This window comes from Anabaena sp. CA = ATCC 33047, assembly GCF_963870205.1.
Lineage (GTDB): Bacteria > Cyanobacteriota > Cyanobacteriia > Cyanobacteriales > Nostocaceae > Trichormus.
On the sequence record NZ_CAWMSA010000003.1, the window covers coordinates 232,441 to 254,432 of the forward strand.

At 42.5% G+C, this 21,992-nt stretch carries 18 protein-coding genes; 15 read left to right on the forward strand and 3 right to left on the reverse strand.

The window, feature by feature from the left end:
* On the reverse strand, positions 1-938 hold a 938-nt coding region (glsA, locus tag AACS98_RS01460; protein ID WP_066375486.1), incomplete at its 3' end, for a glutaminase A.
* Between the two features lie 801 nt (positions 939-1,739).
* Between glsA and AACS98_RS01465 the strand changes: the two genes are divergently transcribed.
* From AACS98_RS01465 to AACS98_RS01510, 10 genes are all read left to right on the forward strand, one after another.
* Entirely contained in the window at positions 1,740-2,846 is a 1,107-nt protein-coding gene (locus AACS98_RS01465) for a septal ring lytic transglycosylase RlpA family protein (protein WP_066375393.1), read from the forward strand.
* A 221-nt stretch (positions 2,847-3,067) separates the two neighbouring features.
* A complete protein-coding gene (locus tag AACS98_RS01470; protein ID WP_066375395.1) occupies positions 3,068-4,672 on the forward strand; it encodes a bifunctional pantoate--beta-alanine ligase/(d)CMP kinase in 1,605 nt (534 codons plus the stop codon).
* 658 nt (positions 4,673-5,330) lie between these two features.
* A complete protein-coding gene (locus AACS98_RS01475) occupies positions 5,331-5,924 on the forward strand; it encodes a superoxide dismutase (RefSeq protein WP_066375397.1) in 594 nt (197 codons plus the stop codon).
* Between the two features lie 178 nt (positions 5,925-6,102).
* Positions 6,103-6,309: a hypothetical protein gene (locus AACS98_RS01480; RefSeq protein WP_066375399.1), complete on the forward strand. Its 207-nt coding sequence runs from the start codon at positions 6,103-6,105 to the stop codon at positions 6,307-6,309.
* 557 nt (positions 6,310-6,866) lie between these two features.
* Complete coding sequence (purM, locus tag AACS98_RS01485; protein WP_066375404.1) at positions 6,867-7,889, forward strand: phosphoribosylformylglycinamidine cyclo-ligase; 1,023 nt, start codon at positions 6,867-6,869, stop codon at positions 7,887-7,889.
* A gap of 397 nt (positions 7,890-8,286) precedes the next feature.
* On the forward strand, positions 8,287-8,973 hold the full coding sequence (locus tag AACS98_RS01490; protein ID WP_066375410.1) for a PHP domain-containing protein: 687 nt from the start codon (positions 8,287-8,289) through the stop codon (positions 8,971-8,973).
* 331 nt (positions 8,974-9,304) lie between these two features.
* Positions 9,305-9,574, forward strand: coding sequence for a DUF2795 domain-containing protein (locus AACS98_RS01495; RefSeq protein ID WP_066375412.1), 270 nt, complete (start codon positions 9,305-9,307; stop codon positions 9,572-9,574).
* A gap of 378 nt (positions 9,575-9,952) precedes the next feature.
* Complete coding sequence (locus tag AACS98_RS01500) at positions 9,953-10,312, forward strand: VOC family protein (protein WP_066375415.1); 360 nt, start codon at positions 9,953-9,955, stop codon at positions 10,310-10,312.
* Between the two features lie 168 nt (positions 10,313-10,480).
* Complete coding sequence (locus AACS98_RS01505) at positions 10,481-11,773, forward strand: recombinase family protein (RefSeq protein WP_066375418.1); 1,293 nt, start codon at positions 10,481-10,483, stop codon at positions 11,771-11,773.
* Between the two features lie 243 nt (positions 11,774-12,016).
* Positions 12,017-13,636, forward strand: coding sequence for an ArnT family glycosyltransferase (locus tag AACS98_RS01510; RefSeq protein ID WP_066375421.1), 1,620 nt, complete (start codon positions 12,017-12,019; stop codon positions 13,634-13,636).
* Between the two features lie 85 nt (positions 13,637-13,721).
* Here the strand turns inward: AACS98_RS01510 and AACS98_RS01515 are convergent, their stop codons facing one another.
* Positions 13,722-14,108, reverse strand: a complete 387-nt coding sequence (locus AACS98_RS01515; RefSeq protein ID WP_066375423.1) for a hypothetical protein — start codon at positions 14,106-14,108, stop codon at positions 13,722-13,724.
* Between the two features lie 470 nt (positions 14,109-14,578).
* On the opposite strand from AACS98_RS01515, the gene AACS98_RS01520 reads away from it, so the two are divergent.
* On the forward strand, positions 14,579-16,456 hold the full coding sequence (locus AACS98_RS01520; protein ID WP_066375433.1) for a chloride channel protein: 1,878 nt from the start codon (positions 14,579-14,581) through the stop codon (positions 16,454-16,456).
* A gap of 87 nt (positions 16,457-16,543) precedes the next feature.
* Here the strand turns inward: AACS98_RS01520 and AACS98_RS01525 are convergent, their stop codons facing one another.
* Complete coding sequence (locus AACS98_RS01525) at positions 16,544-16,957, reverse strand: AbrB family transcriptional regulator (protein WP_066375434.1); 414 nt, start codon at positions 16,955-16,957, stop codon at positions 16,544-16,546.
* 386 nt (positions 16,958-17,343) lie between these two features.
* Between AACS98_RS01525 and AACS98_RS01530 the strand changes: the two genes are divergently transcribed.
* The 4 genes from AACS98_RS01530 to AACS98_RS01545 all read left to right on the forward strand — a co-directional run bounded on the left by AACS98_RS01530 (position 17,344) and on the right by AACS98_RS01545 (position 21,949).
* Positions 17,344-17,787 carry an Rrf2 family transcriptional regulator gene (locus tag AACS98_RS01530; RefSeq protein ID WP_066375435.1) on the forward strand — a complete coding sequence of 148 codons (444 nt, stop codon included), beginning with the start codon at positions 17,344-17,346 and terminating at the stop codon, positions 17,785-17,787.
* Between the two features lie 161 nt (positions 17,788-17,948).
* On the forward strand, positions 17,949-18,908 hold the full coding sequence (cbiB, locus tag AACS98_RS01535) for an adenosylcobinamide-phosphate synthase CbiB (protein ID WP_066375437.1): 960 nt from the start codon (positions 17,949-17,951) through the stop codon (positions 18,906-18,908).
* Positions 18,909-19,081: 173 nt separating this feature from the next.
* A complete protein-coding gene (gene pyrR, locus AACS98_RS01540) occupies positions 19,082-19,624 on the forward strand; it encodes a bifunctional pyr operon transcriptional regulator/uracil phosphoribosyltransferase PyrR (RefSeq protein ID WP_066375440.1) in 543 nt (180 codons plus the stop codon).
* Between the two features lie 432 nt (positions 19,625-20,056).
* Positions 20,057-21,949: a hybrid sensor histidine kinase/response regulator gene (locus AACS98_RS01545; RefSeq protein ID WP_066375443.1), complete on the forward strand. Its 1,893-nt coding sequence runs from the start codon at positions 20,057-20,059 to the stop codon at positions 21,947-21,949.
* Positions 21,950-21,992 lie beyond the last annotated feature (43 nt).

A 21,992-nucleotide genomic window follows, 5' to 3' on the forward strand; every position in this document is an offset into this window, starting at 1 on the left:
CCTAATCGCTGAGATAATTCTTCACACACTTTCACCCCCCTGACACTATTCCCCCGGATATCCAAGGGGGGCGAAAACACAGCAATTCCCATCTTGTTGGGAACTACAGCCATAATTCCCCCGCAAACGCCGCTTTTTGCCGGAATTCCCACTTTATAAGCCCACTCACCCGCAAAGTTATACATCCCGCAGGTGTACATGACGCTGAGTATATCTTTGATATAAGTTTTCTCTACGGCTTGTTCTCCGGTGATCGGGTTGATACCTCCATTAGCCAAAGTCGCCGCCATGATTGCTAAGTCCCGACAGTTTACCATAACGGCGCATTGTTGAAAATATAGGTCTAGGGCTTCTTCTATATTTTGGTCAATCATGCCAAAATTAAGCATCAGGTGTGCCATTGCTCGGTTGCGATGTCCTGTGCTACGCTCGGAGGTAAAGACGGAAATATCAACAAATACGTCATGACCTATATAGCGGTGGAACATATCCAGTAAGCGGTTGAGGCGTTCTGTGGCTCCTGAACCTTTGATTAAACTGGTAGTGGCGATCGCTCCGGCATTTACCATTGGATTATACGGTCGCTTTGATCGCTCATCCAAGATGATCGCATTAAATGCGTCTCCTGTTGGTTCCACACCTACCCTAGTCAATACATAATCTCGTCCATGATCTTCTAAAGCGAGTCCGTAACTAAACACCTTAGAAATTGACTGGATAGTAAATAGCTGTTTAATATCCCCAACTTCGTAAACCTGTCCGTCTACTGTCGCAATACAAATACTAAATAAATCTGGGTTGACTTTCGCCAGTTCTGGTATGTAGTTTGCTACTATTCCTTCCTGCAATGACTTGTATTTAGTATGCAAGTCGTTAATCACGGTTAACAGCGAGGACGAAACTGTTTCTAAATCTCCTTGATTTGCTGTATCTGCCATGAGGCTAAAAGCTTGATTTCTGATAATCTACTGGTTTGATGTTAATTTTAATACCTAAGAAAATTGTCCTACACAATTTGCTCAATGATTTTCGATTTTTTCAAAATTCTGTTCATTCTACCCGAACACAATAGCCGCTACAGTAACACGCAGTTTTTTTTTACTCAGTATTACTGCTATTTCTTGTCACTGATATCACAACTTGTAGTTAGTTTGAGAGTAGTATGACATATTCTGCATCATCCAAATTATATAATTCCAGAGATATACCTCTAGCGGCGAGAAAAACTTTTATGGCTAGAAATATTTGATTTACTTGGTTTGTCAGTTATTATAAAATAAATCTAAATTAAACTGCACTTCAGCAATTAATTGTATAAATTTTGTATTATATGGGATAATTATCAAGGAGATTTTTAATCCTTAGAGGATGCAAAATTTACTAAATTGATAAGTAAAAATACCTAAAAATCGGACGTAAAATTAGAGGACTCACCGAGCCAAATATGTTAAGTTTTGTTAAGAAAACGTGGGTAGATCGAAAAAACGGTTACATAGGTGAAATCCGCAATTGAAGAAGGTTTCACCCCTGTGAGCAAAACTTTAACTGCTCAAACATGGGAATTCCTACGCTAAAACCCTGATCCCCAGGGTCAGAAGTTCATGTTAGTCTGTTGCCGTTATAAACACGAAAAGTGAAAACGGAACGAGTTTGTATTTTTAGGAGCGAGCCACTAGCAAAGGCACAAGCTTCCAGAAATTAGTCAACTACTGTTCTAAAGTCGCTTGAAAATCGGACGCATGAATCAAAGACATTTGTGGACTATTGTCGCCCTGTCTGTGACTATATTGGGGACACCCTCTATTGGTCGCACTCAGACTACTAAGGAAACTACCCTAGTTGCTCAAAAATCACCAGCTAGTGTAGTCAAGGTAGGAGAGTTGCAAACTTCCGCAGGGGAAAGTACCTCTGATGCTGTGATTACGAGCATTCACCCGCACAACATTGGAGGTAAAAGGGCGGCAACCCTGTATATCCGAAATATTCCAGTTCTCACCTTTTTGAGTCCTCAGCCTGTGAAAAGTTCTGAGAAAAAAGTCGGAGTAATTGGAGAAGCTGAGGGCGTGCAATCCTACGCCCTGATCACTGATAATCCTGTCCAGGTGGCGAGCATAGGCAAATTAGCGGGTGCTAAGATCCAAACTGGTTCGCAGCATGATGACCCAGTGCATAGAGCAAGTCTGGTAGCAGCTAGAATTAACCAGATGATCCGGGACAATGTGAAAGCCGAGAAAATCAGTGTTAGTTGGAAGGCAGCAGGTGAATCTGTAGTTGCCACTCAACCGCAAAATAAAAATGCCTCTGTGCCACAAAATTCAGGCGATCGCTACACCATTAAGATTAAAAACCAAGAATTGGTGGAAATCAATCAAAATACTCGCCTGGCAGATACCACCAATAACTTAGCCAAAGACGCATTGCAAGCCACAAACCGGATGCGGAGACTGATCGGCAATGCTTCCCCCATCAGTGAGATTGCTAACTTACCATCGCGTTCACGTTCAACCTCATCAATTGCCAATTTGCCGCAAAAAATTGCGAGTGGATTTAAACTCAACTTCCGAGGGATAGCTTCCTTTTACGGTCGTGGTTTTGCTGGTAGACCAACTGCAACCGGTGAACGCTTTAACCCAGAAGCTATGACTGCTGCCCATCGTAGCTTACCATTCGGTACACGAGTTCGTGTCACCAATACCCGTAACGGTCGTTCTGTGGTAGTGCGAATCAACGACCGGGGGCCATATATTCGGGGTCGAATTATTGATTTATCAACTGGTGCAGCCAGAGTTTTAGGAATGATTGGTAGTGGTCTGGCACCAGTCAAGATTGAAGTTTTAGGTCGATAGTGATTGGGTGCTGGAAGGGACTGGGTATTGGGTACTGGGGACTGGGGACTGGGGGAGAAGACTTTTACCCAGTCAACAGTCAACAATCAACAATCAACAATCAACAATTTTGAATTGATTTATCCCCGATCCCTAATACCCCTAGTTCAAACGTCTGTTAGCTCGACTTCAGAGATAAACTAACTGAGGAGAGGCTAAAGAAGAACTAGGGGTATTTTTTTGTGCGCCTGTTGACAACAGTTGCAGCTTTACGTTGCTTTTTAACTAAACATCGTCAGCAAAATCAGCTAACGGTATCAGAAAATATGGTACTGGATGGTATGACTGACTGGTATCCCACCGCAGTCGGTCTAGTACCAACTATGGGGAATTTACATCAAGGACATTTGAGCTTGATTAAACGGGCGCGACAAGAAAATTCCACTGTGATTGTGAGTATTTTTGTGAATCCCTTGCAATTCGGCCCGAATGAGGATTTTGCACGCTATCCGCGCACCTTGGCACAAGACGCAAAATTATGTGAGCAAGGTGGAGTAGATGCGATTTTCGCGCCTAATCCTGAAGAAATGGGAATTTATCAGAAAAATATAGATGAATCTCAGGTAACACAAGTTATCCCTCCATCTGATATGATAATGGGTTTGTGTGGTCGTTCTCGGCTGGGCCACTTTCAGGGTGTGGCGACGATTGTCACCAAGTTGTTGAACTTGGTACAACCAGACAGAGCCTACTTTGGTCAAAAGGATGGTCAGCAGCTAGCTATCATTAAAAAGTTAGTGGCTGATTTAAATTTGCCAGTAGATATTATTGCTTGTCCTATAGTGCGGGAAGCTTCAGGTTTGGCCTTGAGTTCTCGTAATCAGTATTTGACTGCTGAGGAAAAACAGCAAGCAGCAGTATTGTATCGTGGCTTGCAACAAGCTGAAAAGGCATTTCGTGAAGGTGTTCGCGATCGCCATCAGTTAATCGCAACGGTACAACAAGAACTAGCAAAGGTTAGTACAGTGTCCGTGGAATATATTGAATTGGTTGAACCGACTACTTTGATGTCTTTAAATACAATTGAGGAGGAAGGAATGCTGGCGATCGCCGCTCGTATTGGTTCTACACGTTTAATTGACAATACCATCTTAGGCGATCGCCAACCGATCATCGCTATTGATGGCCCTGCCGGTGCCGGTAAATCTACAGTTGCCCGTCAAGTAGCTGCCAAGTTAGGTTTAATTTATCTCGATACAGGCGCGATGTATCGGGCTGTCACTTGGTTAGTGCTGCAACAAGGAATTGCGATTGATGATGATTGTGCGATCGCCCAATTAGTCAACCAATGCAACATCGAACTGACTCCTAGTCAGGATTTGCAATCTCCGGTGCTTGTGTGGATTAACGGCACTGATGTCACCCAAGAGATTCGCACTATTGCAGTCACATCTCAAGTATCGGCGATCGCTGCTCAAAATTCTGTGCGGGAAGCATTGGTAAAACAGCAGCAAACCTGGGGTAAAAAAGGCGGTTTAGTGGCTGAAGGGCGAGATATTGGTACTCATGTTTTCCCCGATGCCGAAGTGAAAATTTTCTTAACCGCCTCTGTGAGTGAACGCGCCCGTCGTCGTCTACAAGACTTTCAAAAACAAGGTCATCCAGAAGTCAGTTTAGAGCAATTAGAAAAAGACATTGCCGAACGTGACTGGAAAGATAGCACTCGCAAAGTCTCCCCCTTGCAAAAAGCTGCGGACGCAGTTGAGATTATTACTGATGGACTCAGCATACCGGACGTTACAGCAGAAATTGTCAATTACTACGAACAACGCTTGTCTCACTGCTAATAGCTGCACTCATGCCTAGAGCTAAATCAACTGTGCGAGTTTGTCGCTAGGCGATCGCATAGCGTAGTGTATTGTTCAAAACGTTCAAAACTCTATATCCCGTTTTTCCATCCCTCGGATGTCTCTGAGGGATATTTAATTTTCATCGAGACAATGTAGAGGCAGTTAGCTATATTGAAATGCCATCAAGTGTTGTATTAAACATTTTAAACACTTTCAAGACTAATTCATCTAACTGAAGGATGATTTTTTTGATTTCTCTTGCTACTTCTCACGCTAGAAATAACACAATTCAATAATTAACTAAAAAAATTGTAGAAATAAAATTCTTACATAGTTATACAAATAATCATTAGTCATTAGTCATAAGTCATTAGTCATGAGTTTTTCTCCTCCGCTGCCTCCGCTTCCTCCGCTTCCTCTGCTGCCTCCGCTTCCTCCGCTCCTTCCGCCCCTACTTCCCACTCCCCACTCCCCACTCCCTTGTTCATTACTAGAAAATGACTTTGTATTGATCTTCACTTTGGTAGTAGAATGACGATGTTAAGTTTTATATCCTAGTATTAAGCACATAAAACCGCTAGGCATAAAACTTGTAATTTCCGAAGCTACCGTCATAGGTTTCAACTGGAAAACAATAAAGAGAGGACTTCATAAAATGGCATTCACACAAGCACCCTTACCTTATGACTTCAATGCTCTAGAGCCGTATGGCATGAAAGCTGAAACCTTCGAGTACCACTATGGCAAGCATCACAAAGCCTATGTAGATAACCTCAACAAGCTCACCGAAGGTACAGAACTAGCTGATAAATCCTTAGAAGAAGTCATTCAAATCTCCTTTAAAGAATCCAAGACAGGAATCTTCAACAACGCCGCCCAAGTTTGGAATCACAGCTTCTTCTGGAATTGTTTAAAACCCGCAGGTGGCGGCGCACCTACAGGTGTACTGGCTGAGAGAATTAACAAAGACTTTGGTAGCTTCGACAAATTTAAAGAAGAATTTTCTAACGCTGCGGCTACTCAGTTCGGTAGTGGCTGGGCTTGGTTGGTTGATGATGGTGGCACACTCAAAGTGATGAAAACACCAAACGCAGAAAACCCCCTAGCGCATGGTAAAAAGGCACTACTCACCATAGATGTTTGGGAACACGCCTACTACATCGACTTTAAAAATGCTCGTCCAGCATTCATCAAAAACTACTTAGATAAATTAGTCAACTGGGAATTTGCGGCTGCTAACTTAGGCTAAATACCATCTTTTTTGGTCTTTGTCAAGACTTCCAGCAAAAATCCACGACAGTCACGAGTTAACTCGTGGCTGTTTTGTTCTCTGGGCTGGGGAATGGAGAATCAAGATTTTTATGCTGTTTTTATAGCTTCTACTGGTGGAATCTGACTTAAATTAAAAAAGTAATGTCTTGAAAACTATGGATAGCAAAGAACTAGCACATTACATGGAATCAACCAATAGCATTGCTAAACCCTGGCTATTGGTACAGTTGCGCCTGAAAAAACTACAAGAGAGGCGAGACACGCTTTCAGAAGATGCCTATGCTCAAGAATTAGCCGATATTCACGAAGACTTGATGAATTTGGGTGAATGGTGGCATGGCTTAGAAAATGAAGTATTTTAGCTAAAACAAAAAGAAGCCTCTCACCTACCCGATAGGGAGGTTTGGAGATGAATTTTGGGGCGATAAGGAGTCCCACCCCCGACCAATAACGACTATCACTCGTTGAAAGCGTGGGGTGGGCGACAAATCGCCAATTTCTGTATTTTTTGATAGAATAGATTTGGTTAACTTCACCCCTATTGGTGTCTGATAAGCCTCTGCCCAGTAGCATTACGATTATTGGTAAGCGACTCCGTTGCACAGCATAAAAGCAAGTAGGCACATCTTGATCAATACAAATCACCTCCGGGTTTGTCCCATAGCGCGAAAAGATGCAGCATCTCATCCAGGACAGTAAAATTTGTAGGGTACAAGGTCAGAAATTTACAGTCTGCGGTGGGGCATCCCGTGGACTTAAAACAAAGCTCAACGCCTCCTAAGCTGTCTTCTGGATTGGTTGAGAAGCCTACACTGTATGCTTGCATCAGTGTAGGAGTATGTCACTGCCATAGACTATTGACTATGGACTATAGACTATGGACTAATGACTAATGACTCATGACTAATAACTTACTCTTATGGATTATCGGGATGCAGGGGTTGATGTTGAGGCTGGTAGAGCCTTTGTAGATCAAATTCGCAATTTGGTTCATAGTACCTTTAGGCCGGAAGTTATCGGCGGATTGGGGGGTTTTGGTGGTTGTTTCCAACTGCCAAGCGGTTACAAAGAGCCAGTTTTGGTTTCTGGAACTGATGGTGTAGGAACAAAGCTAAAAATTGCCCACCTTCTCAACCGTCATGACACCGTGGGGATTGATTTAGTCGCCATGTGTGTTAATGATGTGCTGACATCGGGTGCAGAACCATTATTCTTTTTAGATTATGTAGCCACCGGCAAACTAGATAAAGAACAGTTGACTCAGGTAGTGGCGGGTATTGCTTCTGGGTGTCGGTTGGCTGGTTGCGCCTTGTTGGGTGGAGAAACCGCAGAAATGCCTGGCTTTTACCAAGTCGGCGAGTATGACTTGGCTGGCTTCTCGGTGGGAATTGTGGAAAAAAGCCAAATGTTGGACGGTTCCCAGGTACAAGTGGGAGATGTAGCGATCGCACTCCCTAGTTCTGGGGTACACAGTAATGGTTTAAGCTTAGTGCGTAAGATTGTCAGCGATCGCGGATTTTCTTGGAATGACACACCAGAATTGTTGGGTGGTAAAACTATCGGCGAAACATTCCTCCAACCTACACGTATTTATGTTAAACCCGTTCTCGCCGCCAGACAAACCGGCTTAGAAATTCACGGGATGGCACATATTACAGGTGGTGGTTTACCGGAAAATTTACCTCGATGTCTGGGCAAAGGTCAATCAATTCAAATTTACCCCAACAGTTGGACAATTCCGCCTTTGTTTCAATGGTTAGCTCAAGCCGGTTCTGTAAATGCACAAGCGATGTATAACACCTTTAACATGGGTATCGGTTTTGTGCTGTTAGTACCACCCCATCAAGCCGAACAAACAGTTACCTTCTTTCAATCACAGGATATTCCCGCTTTTGTTGTGGGTGAGGTGATGACTGGTGAAGGTGAGTTGATAGGATTGTAATCAAGTGCATTATTGCTAGGGGTTTCAAGCGGCTGAATAGTTCTACCAAATCAGGACTTACGCAACTGGTACGTTAGTAGGGTGCGTCAGATGTGGAAAATCTGTTGATGTTTATCACATTACCTTTTCTGACGCACCCTACAAGATACCCGTACATTTTATGTATAAAAACTTATATAAGAAATATTTGTTACGCACACTTATCAAGGTAATTGGAAATACTCATGACCATAAGCATTCAAATTTGCTAACGTAGTCTTAACATATTGCAAAATTTTGGCTGTTGAAAACTGCAAAAATCATGTTCAGCACTCATGTCAAGTGCTGTAAAATTCTGATTTCTAGATGTGGCTTGTAGGTGTGTAAAAAGTTACTTATTTTTTTATCAGAGGGGGTTATGGTTGTAAATTTTGCCCAGACATCTGCTAATAGTGAACTGTTACAGCAAGTATTTCAAAATATAGATGCTCAAAGTTGTCCAAGATTGTTTAATTTTCATATCCACACTGTCCACTCAGATGGCAAGTTAGAGCCGAGTGTGTTAATGGAGCAAGCGATCGCTATTGGTTTAAAAGGCTTGGCGATTACAGATCATCATAGTGTCGGTGGGTATGAAGCGGCGCAAGTTTGGCTAGAAAACTGGAAATGGAATCACCCAGGCGCAGAAACTCCGCATTTATGGACTGGTGTAGAAATCAACGCCAATTTATTGGATGTGGAAGTTCATATTTTGGCATACGCTTTTGAGCTAGAACATCCGAGGATGAAACCTTATCTCCAAAAAAAGGTGACTACCGGAAAACAATATCAAGCCGCCAACGTGATTGCAGCTATTCAAGCAGCCGGGGGATTAGCTGTATTGGCGCACCCCGCACGTTATAAGCGATCGCACTTTGACTTAATTCCCACCGCCGTGGAATATGGGATCGATGGTGTAGAAACATTCTACGCCTACAACAACCCCAAACCCTGGAAACCTAGCCTTCAACAATCCCAACAAATACAGCAATTAGCTGAGAATTATGGAATTTTTAATACTTGTGGTACTGATACCCACGGTTTAAGCCTACTCCAACGATTATAAACATGGCTGTCATTATTCAAAACTCCTGGTTTAACCCGCCAGGGGATTTTGTCCATGATAGAAAGCCACAACTCATTACCCCGTGACGATGACTTAAATTTGGTTAATTTTGCATATTAATATCGAAATTAAAGTTTATTTGAATTAACAGTTATACTTGAGCATTCATAATAGTTTTTTATTCAGAAAATTCCCAGAAAAGCCATCAAAATATAGCTGGGATTGCTTGACCAACCAACAAGATTAATTCCCCAGACAGAAGGCTATTATAAATCACAGTTTTAAACTAGAAAGGTAAATATCTCAATGACGATTCTGTCAGGAGAATATTATGCCTACTGAATCAGAAAAAGGACGCGAACATCGCGGCCCAGATAAAGGCGAAGCTTATGGAGTAGCCGCAGTAACTCAAGCACTGTCAGGGATAGACTTTCCTGCTAGTAAAGACGAAATACTCCAACAAGCAAAAGGTCATGAGGAAATTCACTGGACAAAAGAAAAGACCATAGATTTAAAAACCCTACTCGATCAAACAGGTAGAGATCGATTTGACAGTATGCCGGAATTAGTCGAAGTCATCAGTGAAAGTACAAGAGAATAATCAACTTAGAATTAGATAGGTAAACTACTGGGCATACTATCTAGTGAATTCTGGAAATCTTCATCTGGCTTTGGTGATTAATAGCAAGACATCAGTTAAGAAAAGTTCTTCCTGCTCATGTAATCAACGAACAGGAAGAATTTCGCTATTGAGGCTAAAATAGGACTTACGCAAGTGTCACATTACAAATGTCTTCTAGGGTGCGTCAGACTGTTTAAATGCTGTCAATAAACGTATTTTTGATATCTGACGCACCCTACTAATATGCCAGTTGCGTAAGTCCTGTAAAAGTGAAATTGCTGAGTTTTGCGCGTCTCATTGATTCTGTAGAGCCAATTAAGTCAAAATTTAGATAAACGCGCTCACAAAAGACCAAAAATGCAGATTACTCAGAGTCTCCATACAGCTATTCTCGTCACTGACTTAGAACGCTCAGAATACTTTTATGGTAAAATATTAGGCTTATCAAAAATCAACCGCACCTTAAAATATCCTGGTGCATGGTATCAAATCGGAGACTATCAAATTCACCTAATAGTTGCGTCCAATGTCCCGACAGACAACCCCAACGAAAAATGGGGACGTAACCCCCACATTGCTTTGGCAGTTGCAGACTTAGAAGCAGCCAAGCAAGAATTACTTGCTCAAAATTATCCCATTCAAACCAGTGCCTCTGGTAGAGCTGCTATCTTTGTTAAAGATCCAGATGGGAATGTAGTTGAATTAAGTCAGGTTTGAGGGAGCAGGGGAGCAGGGGAGCAGGGGAGCAGGGGAGGCAGGGGAGGCAGGGGAGGCAGGGGAGGCAGGGGAGGCAGGGGGAGAAAAACTAATGACTAATAACTAATGACTAATAACTAATGACTAATGACTAATGACTAATGACTAATGACTAATAACTAATGACTAATGACAATTATCGCTTACATTTACAGTGATCCCTTGTTAGAAACTGCTCCTGTGTCGATTGATTGGGGGCAGGAGGTAGAACGGGTATATGAGGATTTGGGTAAGCGTTCTGGGTTGAATGAATTATTGCGCGACTGTGAAAGTGAATCTGTCGATTGTCTGCTAGTGCGTCGTTTGGAAGAATTGGGGGATAATCTAGAGGAGGTAAGCGATCGCCTGAATCAACTTACAGCTTTAGGTATAATGGTGATTGCTACTGAGCAAGGCTACAACTCTCAAACTTCCCATCCCCACGCCGACTTACTGAAATTATTACAACATATCCAATATCAACAACGTAGCCGTCGTATCCGTCAAGGACACGCTCGCAATCGTCTAGATGCGGCACCACCACCGGGAAAACCTCCCTACGGCTACCGTAGAGGTAAGGGTAAATACATTATAGATCGTACTACTTCACCAGTAGTTAAGGATTTTTTTGACCACTTTTTACTCTACGGTTCTCTGCGGGGTGCTGTGCGTTATCTGGCGAAAAAGTATGGTAAAAAAATTTCTGTGACTACCGGCAAGCGTTGGTTAACTAATCCTGTGTATCGGGGTGATACGGCTTATCAACATGGTGAGATTATCTCGGATACCCATATTCCGATTATTTCTAGAGAAGAAGCTGCTCAAATTGATCGACTTTTACGCCGCAATAGTCGCTTACCATCCCGCGCTGCTAGTGCGCCGCGTTCTTTGGCTGGGTTGGTTATCTGTCAGCAGTGTCAGTCACAGATGACAATTACCCGTGTGACTCAACGCCATCAAAATAAAGAGTATTTATATTTACGCCCCATTAGTTGTCCTCAACTTCCTAAGTGTCGGGCTATTTCCTACCAGGAAATTTTGCACCGCACAATTAATCAGGTATGCTGTAATTTACCCACAGCCGTGGCAGGGCTGAATTCTCCCGAATTGGATACAGTTAAACATAGTTTAGGGGATGCGATCGCTCGTCAGCAAGAAATCCTCCAACAGTTACCCGCCTTAGTCGAAACTGGTATTTTAGACACCCAAACCGCACAGTTAAGAGCTTACAAACTCCGCACAGAAATCTCTGCACTCCAAGCAAAATTAGCGACCCTTCCCCCCGTAAATTTACTGAAAGTCGCTCAGACGGTTTCTATTCCTCAGTTTTGGCTAGATTTATCAGAAGTAGAGCGCAGATTTTACTTTCGGGAATTTATGAAACAAATTGAGATTGTACGTCAAAATCAAGATTGGGATTTGCAGGTGATTTTTATTTTTTAATCGGTAATTAGCACAGTCTGTTGAACTATATTTGTATCATCTTTGGCAAAACAGAATTATTTAATCATTTGACTCACATCTCAGACAATTTTCCCAAAAAATTATCGCTGACGAGAGAAAATTGAGCTAATCTGGGAATTTAGTATTGGCTCAGAATCTCAGGTTGTTATTCGGTGGAGGCATGAGAGATTTTCTTTGATCTCTATGTGATCGAACCAGCAAGTAAAATGATTAGCATAGAATATGCGAGAAGGAAGCTTTATTTGGAGTCATCTAGCAAAACAGCACCGCACGGCTGAAAATTGGGTTGACAGGCTGTGGTTAGTAGTGTTGCTCATAGCAGCATTGCTACTTTTTAGCATTAACCTGGAAGGATTACCGTTGCAAGATTGGCATGAGGCTACTGTGGCGCAAGTAGCTAAGGAAATTTGGCGTGCGCCAGCAGAGACAATGCGATGGCTATACCCTACCCTGGGAGGAGAACCTTACTATAACAAGCCGCCTTTGCTGCATATCCTGATTGCTGGTGCCTATTCTCTGGGCGGCGTGAGTGAGTTCACGACCCGTTTACCCAGTGCAATTTTAACATCGCTTTCCGTACCTTTACTGTATTGTTTAGGGCGAGAGATGTTTCGTCACCGTTGGGTTGCGATTTATAGCAGCTTAGTCTATCTGACAATGTTGCCTGTGGTACGTCATGGCAGGTTGGCAATGTTAGATGGGGTAGTGGTGAGTTTTTTGCTAATCATGATGTTGTGCGTGTTGCGATCGCGCCGGGATTTACGCTACTGCTTAGGTATTGGGCTGAGTTTTGGCTTGATTTGTCTAACTCAAGGAATTGTAAGTATCTTGTTCGCGATTGTCGCGATCGCCTTTTTATTTTGGGATACGCCCAGATTACTCACCAGTCGCTATCTCTGGATAGGAATCTGCATTGGCATCTTACCTGTGGCTGGATGGTATGTAGCTCAACTACTGCGCTACGGTTATGCTTTCGCCCAGCATGGCTTGTGGAATCCATCTGTTCATCAAGTCGGGATCATTGCCCCTGAGCATGCCCACGCACCTTGGTTTTATATCATTGAAATACTCAAATGGAATTGGCCTTGGTTAATATTTTTACCACAGACTGCCCGTTTAGTGTGGTCAAATCGTAACCTGAGTTGGGCAAAACTGATTTTAGTATGGTGTGGAGTTTATTTACTGCTAATTTCCCTCGTCAGCACCAAATTTTCTGGCTATATATTCCCAATTTACCCTTGTTTAGCGTTAGCTTTCGGTGCTGAGTTAGCAGAAATAGAAAAGTTACCTTTATTGTCACCTTATCCCCGTAATTGGGTAGCTGGTTTATCAATATTGGCTTTGGTAGCTTCTGCTAGCAGCATTTATTTTAGTTGGGGTACAAATTTAAAAATTGAATTGCAGCTAATTTTTGCCACCGTCGCGTTAACTATGACACTAGCAGCCATTTTAGCCGAACGAGGCGATGGACAATTTCTCAAGGTGTTGTTTTGGGGAAGCTATGTTTCATTGCTATTGCTCATCAAATCTAACTATTGGGCTGGGGAATTATCACCAGTCTATCCAGTCAAGCCAGTCGCCGCCATGATTAACCGTGTTAATCCAGATGTGAAAAAAATTTATATATCCTTTCCCCAGTATCGCCCCTCATTAGAATTTTATAGCGATCGCACTATTATTCCGGCTTCCATTCAGGAATTACAATCTTATTGGCAACAAAACCCACAACCCCACCTACTCATTAAAGGTTCTGACTTGCAAAATCTCCAGTTAGATGCGATGAAAATAGTTGACAAAACCGAAGGTTGGAACTTAGTTACCAAAGACAAAAATCGCTGGTGAGCGATTGGGGACTAGGAAACCAGAAGAATTAGGGCAGGGTGTAGGATATTCCTTGCTCCCTGCTCAGAGCTACCCTGCCTAATCCCTATTCCCCACTCTCTAATTTGCGCTCAACTTCCTCTACTTTATTCAACTGCTGCGGTTCATAACTTGTCCTTTGCTGAGTCACAGTAATCATGCTGACAATAATCGCACTTCCTACAGCAAAAGCGACTAAAGGACGCTTGCAAAGGATAAAATCTCGTATAATTCTCGCTAAAGGACTGCTTTGACGACGTAGTGCTGAACAGATCACCATCTGATTCAGAGTAAATGGATCGCGCACATAATGACCACTTTGACACACTACCAATCGTTCTTGGCAATACGGACAAGTAAATAAACCAATATAAGATTTAATCAGTTTGACCTTTGTATGCCTTTGGCAAACTGGGCAATTAACATAATGATTATCAAAGGTGTGTGTATTCATCTACCTTGTCCGTTTAGTCCATTCACTCGCTTTACTATCTTTATATAGAATTCCCAAGCAATGCTGAGAAAACGAACCTTTGTGTATAACTTCAGTCATTCGTCACACTCCACTCCCACAGAAGAGGAATCAATGGCTACAACGCGAGGATAGCTGTATTGAGGCAAGGATGGTTTTTATTAGTTGCTGACCTATGGTTTATCCACTGAGGTTGCTGATCCTAGATTCTCTCTGATAGAGAATTGAAACAGTAATAACTCATACCTTACTACTAAGCGTTGCTCATTTACCATAAGTTCACTCTCATTTAACTATTATCTCTAGAAAAATTAAGACTAGCAAATTTTTTTTCCCAAGGCTTTGTCAATCAAGCCCAGCAAATAGACTTGTCTGGTAGATAAATCATGGCTGACAATGAGAAATAACAGATAAAAATTTCAATTTCTGCTGAAATTCACCCCCGTTTTTCAATGACTCTATTGCCTCCTGCCGACTTGAGGAAGGCAAAGGAACCACCAGCCTTTCCTACACCTTCTAGCCATTTATTACATCTAGTTAACCGATTTCAATTATCCCCAGAAACCGTTGTGCTGTTTTTAGCTCTAATTATCGGCGGCGGTACGGGAATGGGTGTGGTAACGTTTCACTATTTGATTGAGCTAATCCATGATCTATTGCTGGAAAATTTCATGGGTGCAATTGGTGTTTGGGGAGCTTGGACGCTAGCTTTAGTTCCCATCCTGGGTGGATGCGTCGTCGGGTTGATGCGCTGGCGCACCCAAGACTTTGGCCCTGGGCTATCTTCTCTGATTGCGGCTTCAAATGGTACCGAAATCCAGCGACAACTACGCCCTGTCACCAAAATGTTAGCTGCATCCGTGTCTTTGGGCAGTGGTGCCTCTTTGGGGCCAGAAGGGCCGAGTGTGGAGATTGGTGCTAACTTTGGGATGTTGCTCTCTTTAATCTTGCAAGTATCACAAGAGCGACAGCGTTTACTTTTGGGAGCCGGGGCGGCGGCGGGATTAGCAGCCGGCTTTAATGCCCCCATCGCTGGGGTATTTTTTGCCCTAGAGGTAGTCATGGGGGCGACATCTTTCGCTACTTCGGCTGTGAGTGTGGTATTACTAGCCGCAGTCGTAGCCGCTTTGATTGCTCAAATTGGTTTAGGGGCGCAACCTGCTTTTGCTTTACCTGTATATCAAGTCCGCAGTCCTTTTGAGTTGCCGATTTATTTAGGGTTGGGTTTGGGGGCTAGTTTAGTTTCTTTGGTTTATAAACAAGCCATTCGTTGGGCAACAGCCGGCTTTGCAGGTGCAATTCCCGGTTTGCGGTTTTTAGGTAGCATCCCTAAACCCATTCATCCCATCATCGGCGGTGCAATTATTGGGGCAGTGGCTTTGCAATTGCCGCAAGTTTTGGGTATTGGATATAGCACTGTCCAAGCCATGCTGCAAGATGTAGAATTTTCTTTGGATTTATTGCTGGCTTTACTCATAGTCAAGCTGCTAATCACTGCGATTAGTGTCGGTAGCGGCTTTGTCGGTGGTGTGTTTGCACCAGCTATGTTTCTTGGTGCTTCTTTGGGATCAGCTTATGCCAAAATTCTGGCTTTAGTAGTCCCCAGCATTGGCGAATATATGGCTGCTCCTCCTGCTTACGCAATGGTGGGGATGGCAGCAGTCTTAGCTGGCAGTGTGAGAGCACCATTAACAGCCATTTTGATGCTGTTTGAACTCACCCGCGACTACCGCATTGTTTTACCACTGATGGCCGCTGTGAGTTTAAGTGTGTGGCTAGTTGAGCAGATCAAACCCAACACTAACTCTAACTCTAACCTGCAACAAATTGGTCTTTCAGAATTGAAAGATGAACTCTTAGAAATTGTGCAGCAACTTTTAGTAGAGGATGCTATGCTGGCTTGTCCCAAAAAACTACCTGCAACTTTAGGGGTGTTAGAAGCAGCCAAGGAAATGATCCGCGATCGCACTCGCAGTGCTTTAGTAGTTGATGCCGCCGACCAATTAGTTGGTATCCTCTCCTTAGAAGACCTAAACCGCACCCTTTCTGTATGGCAAAATTACCCTAATTCCTCAACTGAAAATCAGGGTAACTTAGCCATGCAAACTATCATAGATATCTGTACCACGGATATTCTTTATGCTTGGCTAGATGAACCTTTATCTGAGGCTTTAGACCGCATGACACTGAGAGGTTTACATCAATTACCTGTGGTAGCACGAGACAACCATGAGCAGATTTTGGGTTTGTTAGATCGAGCGCAAATTACATTAACGTGTAACTTAGCAGTTACACGCAAAGCAGTTGCTCAGGTAGTCATTAGTCATTAGTCATTAGTCATTAGCTAACTCACTGATGCCATTAAACTAAGATCAGGACTGTGGACTATTGACTTGGGACTGGGGAATGTTGACTATTTAGGCGGTAGCTTCTTCAGCTTCCGCACCTATTTTTTCATCTTCATCTACCTGTCTCAGACGAATGTGCTTTTTGCCGAGAGTAATTACAAACTCATCTCCTGGTTTGAGGTTCATCTGTTTTGTATAAGCTGAACCAATCAACAAGTTACCATTCGATTGCACACTAATTCTATAGCTAGCACTGCGTCCACCCCGTCCATTACTATTGGGTGAACTGTCTAACTGAATGCCTTCAGCATCAATTAAGGCATTCAAGAATTTCATCATATTGACACGCTCTACACCATTTTTGGTCACGGTGTAGTAGCCGCACTGCTTGGCTTTTTCTTCTTTGCTCAGGTTCCCTAGCTCTTTAACTTTTGTGAGCAGTTCTTCACCGACTAGAGGTTCAATTTTTTTCAGTTTAGGCATCAACTTAGGTCGAAAATCAATGGTTGAAGTAGTTGAATCGATTTTATTTTAGCTGAATTAAGCTAATAGGAGTAGTATCCTTGAGTTTTTATCTCAGCCTAGCCAAGTATATTACACTCATAGCCAAAATTATTGCACAATTTTTAATATTGGCAAGACAATATAATTTTTGATCATGCGGCTAACTATATCTAGTTTGTGAATCACTGCTAAACTATATTTATTTAAGTTTTCTAAAGTGGTGCAACAAAAGTTGTCTACTTGCTCAAGTTAATCATTGAGGGGCAAAATGATCAGCACAACTGATGATCAGTCATTAGTCATAAGTTAACCCAAGTTGCTAATCAGGATGTGACGAATGACTAATGACGAATGACTAATGACGAATGAAACTAACTACTAGAGGACACTACAGTGTAAAGGCTTTACTGGACTTGAGTTTGCAACCAAGTTATGGCCCTGCATCTGTGAAAGCGATCGCTAAACGTCAAGATATCCCTGCCCCATACCTAGAAAAATTACTAATAGAAATGCGTCGGGCTGGATTAGTAAAATCAATTCGCGGTAGCATTGGCGGCTACCAACTAGCAAAAGAACCTGTACAAATCTCCATAGGACAAATTTTAGAAGCAGTGGGTGAAAGCATCACTCATTTACCCCATCACACCCCCACCCCAGCACAAACAGAAGATTGGGTAACATTTACCCTGTGGCAACAACTCAACCAAAAACTCAAAGAAGCTTTATACAGTATTACTCTGGCAGATTTATATTACGATGCTCGTAGCTGGCAAGCCTCCCTAGGAGAAGAAGCGAATTTTGTGGTTTAGTCATTAGTCATTAGTGATTAGTCATTAGTCATTAGTGATTAGTCATTAGTTATTAGTCATTAGTTTTTCTCCCTCTGCTCCCTCTGCTCCCTCTGCTTCCTCTGCTTCCTCCGCTTCCTCCGCTTCCCCAGTCCCCACCAATCCCTAGCCCCTAACCAAAAGTGTTATCAGCGATTGTTTTAATCATTGCGGCAATTTTAGATTACTTAATAGGTGATCCTTGGGGATGGCCTCATCCCGTGCAAGTCATGGGGTGGGTAATTTCCCACCTAAGCAAATTTTTTTTGCACCTGTTTCACCACTCGCTCACACGTAGGATAGCTGGAATTGCCTTAGCCCTAATATTAATTATTGGTAGCGGTGGAGTGGGTTGGTTCATAGTGCAAATAGCCAAATGGCTGCATCCACTGTTAGCAATTGCTATAGAAAGCATTATTTTAGCCAGTTGCTTTGCGCTTAGAAGTTTGCGAAATGCAGCAGTTGATGTTTTACAACCGTTAATAGCGAAAGATATAAAATTAGCTCGCCAAACTTTAAGTAACTATGTCGGCCGAGATACAGAAAATCTGTCAAAATCAGAAATTTTGCGCGCCGTTTTAGAAACAGTCACAGAAAATGCTACCGATGGCGTGATGTCTCCACTATTTTATGCAATTGTGGGGGCTTGTATTCCAGGTGTGGGAGCAGTTCCTTTCGCTTTGGCATATAAAGCCAGCAGTACCCTAGATTCTATGGTGGGTTATCGAGAAGCACCATATACATATTTAGGATGGTTCAGTGCGCGGTTAGAAGACTATTTAACTTGGTTGCCTTGTCGCCTGACAGTCTTGACTTTAGGTTTGATATCCAATAAGCCTCTAGATGTATGGCGCATTTGTCGCCGAGACGCAGGTAATGATCCCAGTCCTAATTCTGGTTGGAGTGAGTGCGCCTATGCAGCAATTTTGGGGGTACAAATGGGAGGGATAAATTGGTATCGGGGAGTGCCAAAGCCAAAACCACTTTTAGGTGATGCTATCTATCCCATCAACCCCAATCATATTGACCATGCTTTGCAAATAACGAGATATTGCTTTTTACTATGGTTAGGAATAGCCATTGTCATACTCTTGATACTCTAAAGATGGGGACTCTTGACTGTTGACTGGGAAAGAAGAATTGGGGCAGGGTGCAGGCGGCAAGGGGGAGAGAACTTTCTCCGTTTCTCCCTGCTCCCTGCTCCCTTGCCTCAAGAGCCTCAAGAGCCTCCCTGCTCTCCATTCTGGTGTTGTTCTTTACTCAGGGTTATTGGTCTATGGCTACACCTGCTAAAGTAGTTGAAATCCTTTCTTCAGAAGACTTACGTCGGACTGTCACACGTTTGGCTTCTCAAATTATCGAAAGAACACGAGATTTATCTCAGTTGGTGCTGATTGGTATCTATACCCGTGGTGTACCGTTGGCGGAACTGTTAGCACGACAGATAGAGTCCTTAGAAGGCGTAAGCGTGGCGGTGGGAGCCTTAGATATTACCTTTTATCGGGATGACCTTGACAAAATTGGTTTGCGAACTCCGGCAAAAACCAATATCCCTTTTGACTTGACAGGTAAAACCGTTGTGTTGGTGGATGATGTGATTTTTAAAGGACGGACTATTCGCGCCGCTTTGAATGCTGTTAATGAGTACGGTAGACCGGAAATTATTCGTTTAGCGGTGTTGGTAGATAGAGGTCATCGGGAGTTACCCATTCATCCAGATTTTATCGGTAAGCAGCTACCAACTGCTAAAGAAGAAATTGTGAAAGTTTATTTGCAAGATTGGGATCACAAGGATGCGGTGGAGTTAATTGGTTATTAAGGGGAGCAGGGGGAGCAGAGGGGAAAAATCTCATGCCATACGCCCCATGCTCTATCCTGTTTTTATTCCCATAGAGGGATTATCAAATAACCCCAAAGTAGGTTTTATTGGATAAATATGTCCAATTTTTTTGGACTTTATCTCTGTAATCCTCGACTTCCAAGGTTGATTTTGTTAGATTGAGTTATGCCCAAGAAAGATGACGATGAGGTACTGCTAGAGATTCAAACTGACTCGTATCTGAGGCGAATTCCCGTTATTGTCCTGACAATATTAGGGGTTGAGGAAGATAGATATCATACCTAAGATTTGGGTGCAAATTCCATAATGATCAGCCAGATAATTTCTCTTCTTTAGTGAAGAAGATGAACATCATCGGAAGATACTGGTTGGAATTTATGGAATTGCCACGAGAATTAACGGGAGGCGATAATGGCAAACAATCCAATCAGAGTTTTGTTAGTTGATGATGACGAAAATGACTACAAATTAACTCGTGATTGGTTCCATGAATTTCAGATGGTTAGCTGCAAGTTGGAATGGGTGGATAATTATCAAGCGGCTCAAGCTGCGATCGCTCTTTACCAACATGATATCTATCTGATAGACTACCGCCTAGGGGCAGACAGTGGACTAGAATTATTACGTGAAGCGATCGCTGATGGCTGCAAGGCTCCGATCATTTTGCTCACAGGTCAAGGTGACAGGGAAATAGACCTAGAAGCCATGAAAGCAGGTGCAGCAGATTATCTGGAAAAAAGTCAATTGAATACTCTTCTACTAGAGCGTTCTATTCGTTACGCTATCGAACGCAAACACACCGAGCAACAAATCCGTGAACAAGCTGCTTTACTTGATGTTACTAACGACGCGATTTTTGTCAAGAATTTAAACGAAGAAATTTTATTTTGGAACAAAGCAGCAGAATTATTATACGGTTGGCGCAAAGAAGCAGCTATTGGTAATCAAACTGACCATCTTTGGCAGGAAAAAAAACCGACACTGTTACAACAAGCACAGCAAGAGCTTTTACAAAATGGTGCTTGGATGGGGGAATTACATCAAAAAACAATATCGGGCAAAGATATTATTGTGGAAAGTCGCTGGACATTAATACATGACTTTTGCAACCAACCCCAATCTATTCTAGTGGCAAATACAGAAATTACTGCCAAAAAGCAACTAGAAGCGCAATTTCTCCGCGCTCAACGTTTGGAAAGTATTGGTACACTAGCCAGTGGAATTGCTCATGATCTGAATAATGTTTTAGCTCCGATTTTGATGACAGCGCAATTATTAGAATCTCAAATCAAAGAAGAGCGATCGCGCCGACTCTTGCCTATATTAATTAATAACTCTAAACGTGGGGCAAATTTAGTCAAACAAGTGCTGTCTTTCACTCGTGGTCTTGAGGGTGAACGTACCCTGTTACAATTACGGCACTTAATTACAGAAATTCACCAAATTGTTCAAGAAACATTTCCCAAATCAATTACAGTTATTACCCAAATCCCGCCTCAACTTTGGACTGTATCTGGTGATGCTACCCAACTGCATCAAGTCATAATGAATTTGTGCGTCAATGCCCGTGACGCTATGCCTAACGGCGGCACTTTAAAAATTTCTGCCGAAAATCTCTTACTTGATGAACACTACGCCAAGATGAATCTAGATGCCCAAGTAGGCCCCTATGTTGTAGTGACAGTTAGTGATACGGGAACAGGTATTAAACCTGAGATTTTAGATCGGATATTTGAGCCATTTTTTACTACCAAAGAACTAGGTAAAGGTACAGGGTTGGGACTTTCAACTGTGCTAGGCATTATTAAAAGTCATGGTGGGTTTATTAACGTCTCAACCGAGGAAGGCAAAGGCAGTCAATTTAAAGTATATATACCTGCACAAGAAACTAGGGAAACCTTAGAAGAAGCAGAAAATACAATACCTGCTGGTAACGGCGAATTAATTTTAATTGTCGATGACGAAGCAGCAATTAGAGATATTACGAAAACCTCTTTAGAAAGCCATAACTACAAAGCAATGACCGCTAGTGATGGAATTGAAGCTATAGCTTTGTATGCAGAATATCAACAAGAAATATCTCTGGTTTTGACAGATATGCTGATGCCATCAATGGATGGGCTAACCACCATCCGCACTTTACAAAAAATTAATCCCCGTGTGAAAATTATTGCTGTCAGTGGACTGGCTGCCAGTGATAAAGTTAATGCAGCGTATAAAATGGGTATTCAAGCTTTTTTACCCAAACCTTATACAGCTAGTCAATTATTAGAAACTATTAGTACAGTTAAACGTCAAAGTTAGGGCAACTGTTGACAGTTAACTAATAACTAATAACTAATAACTA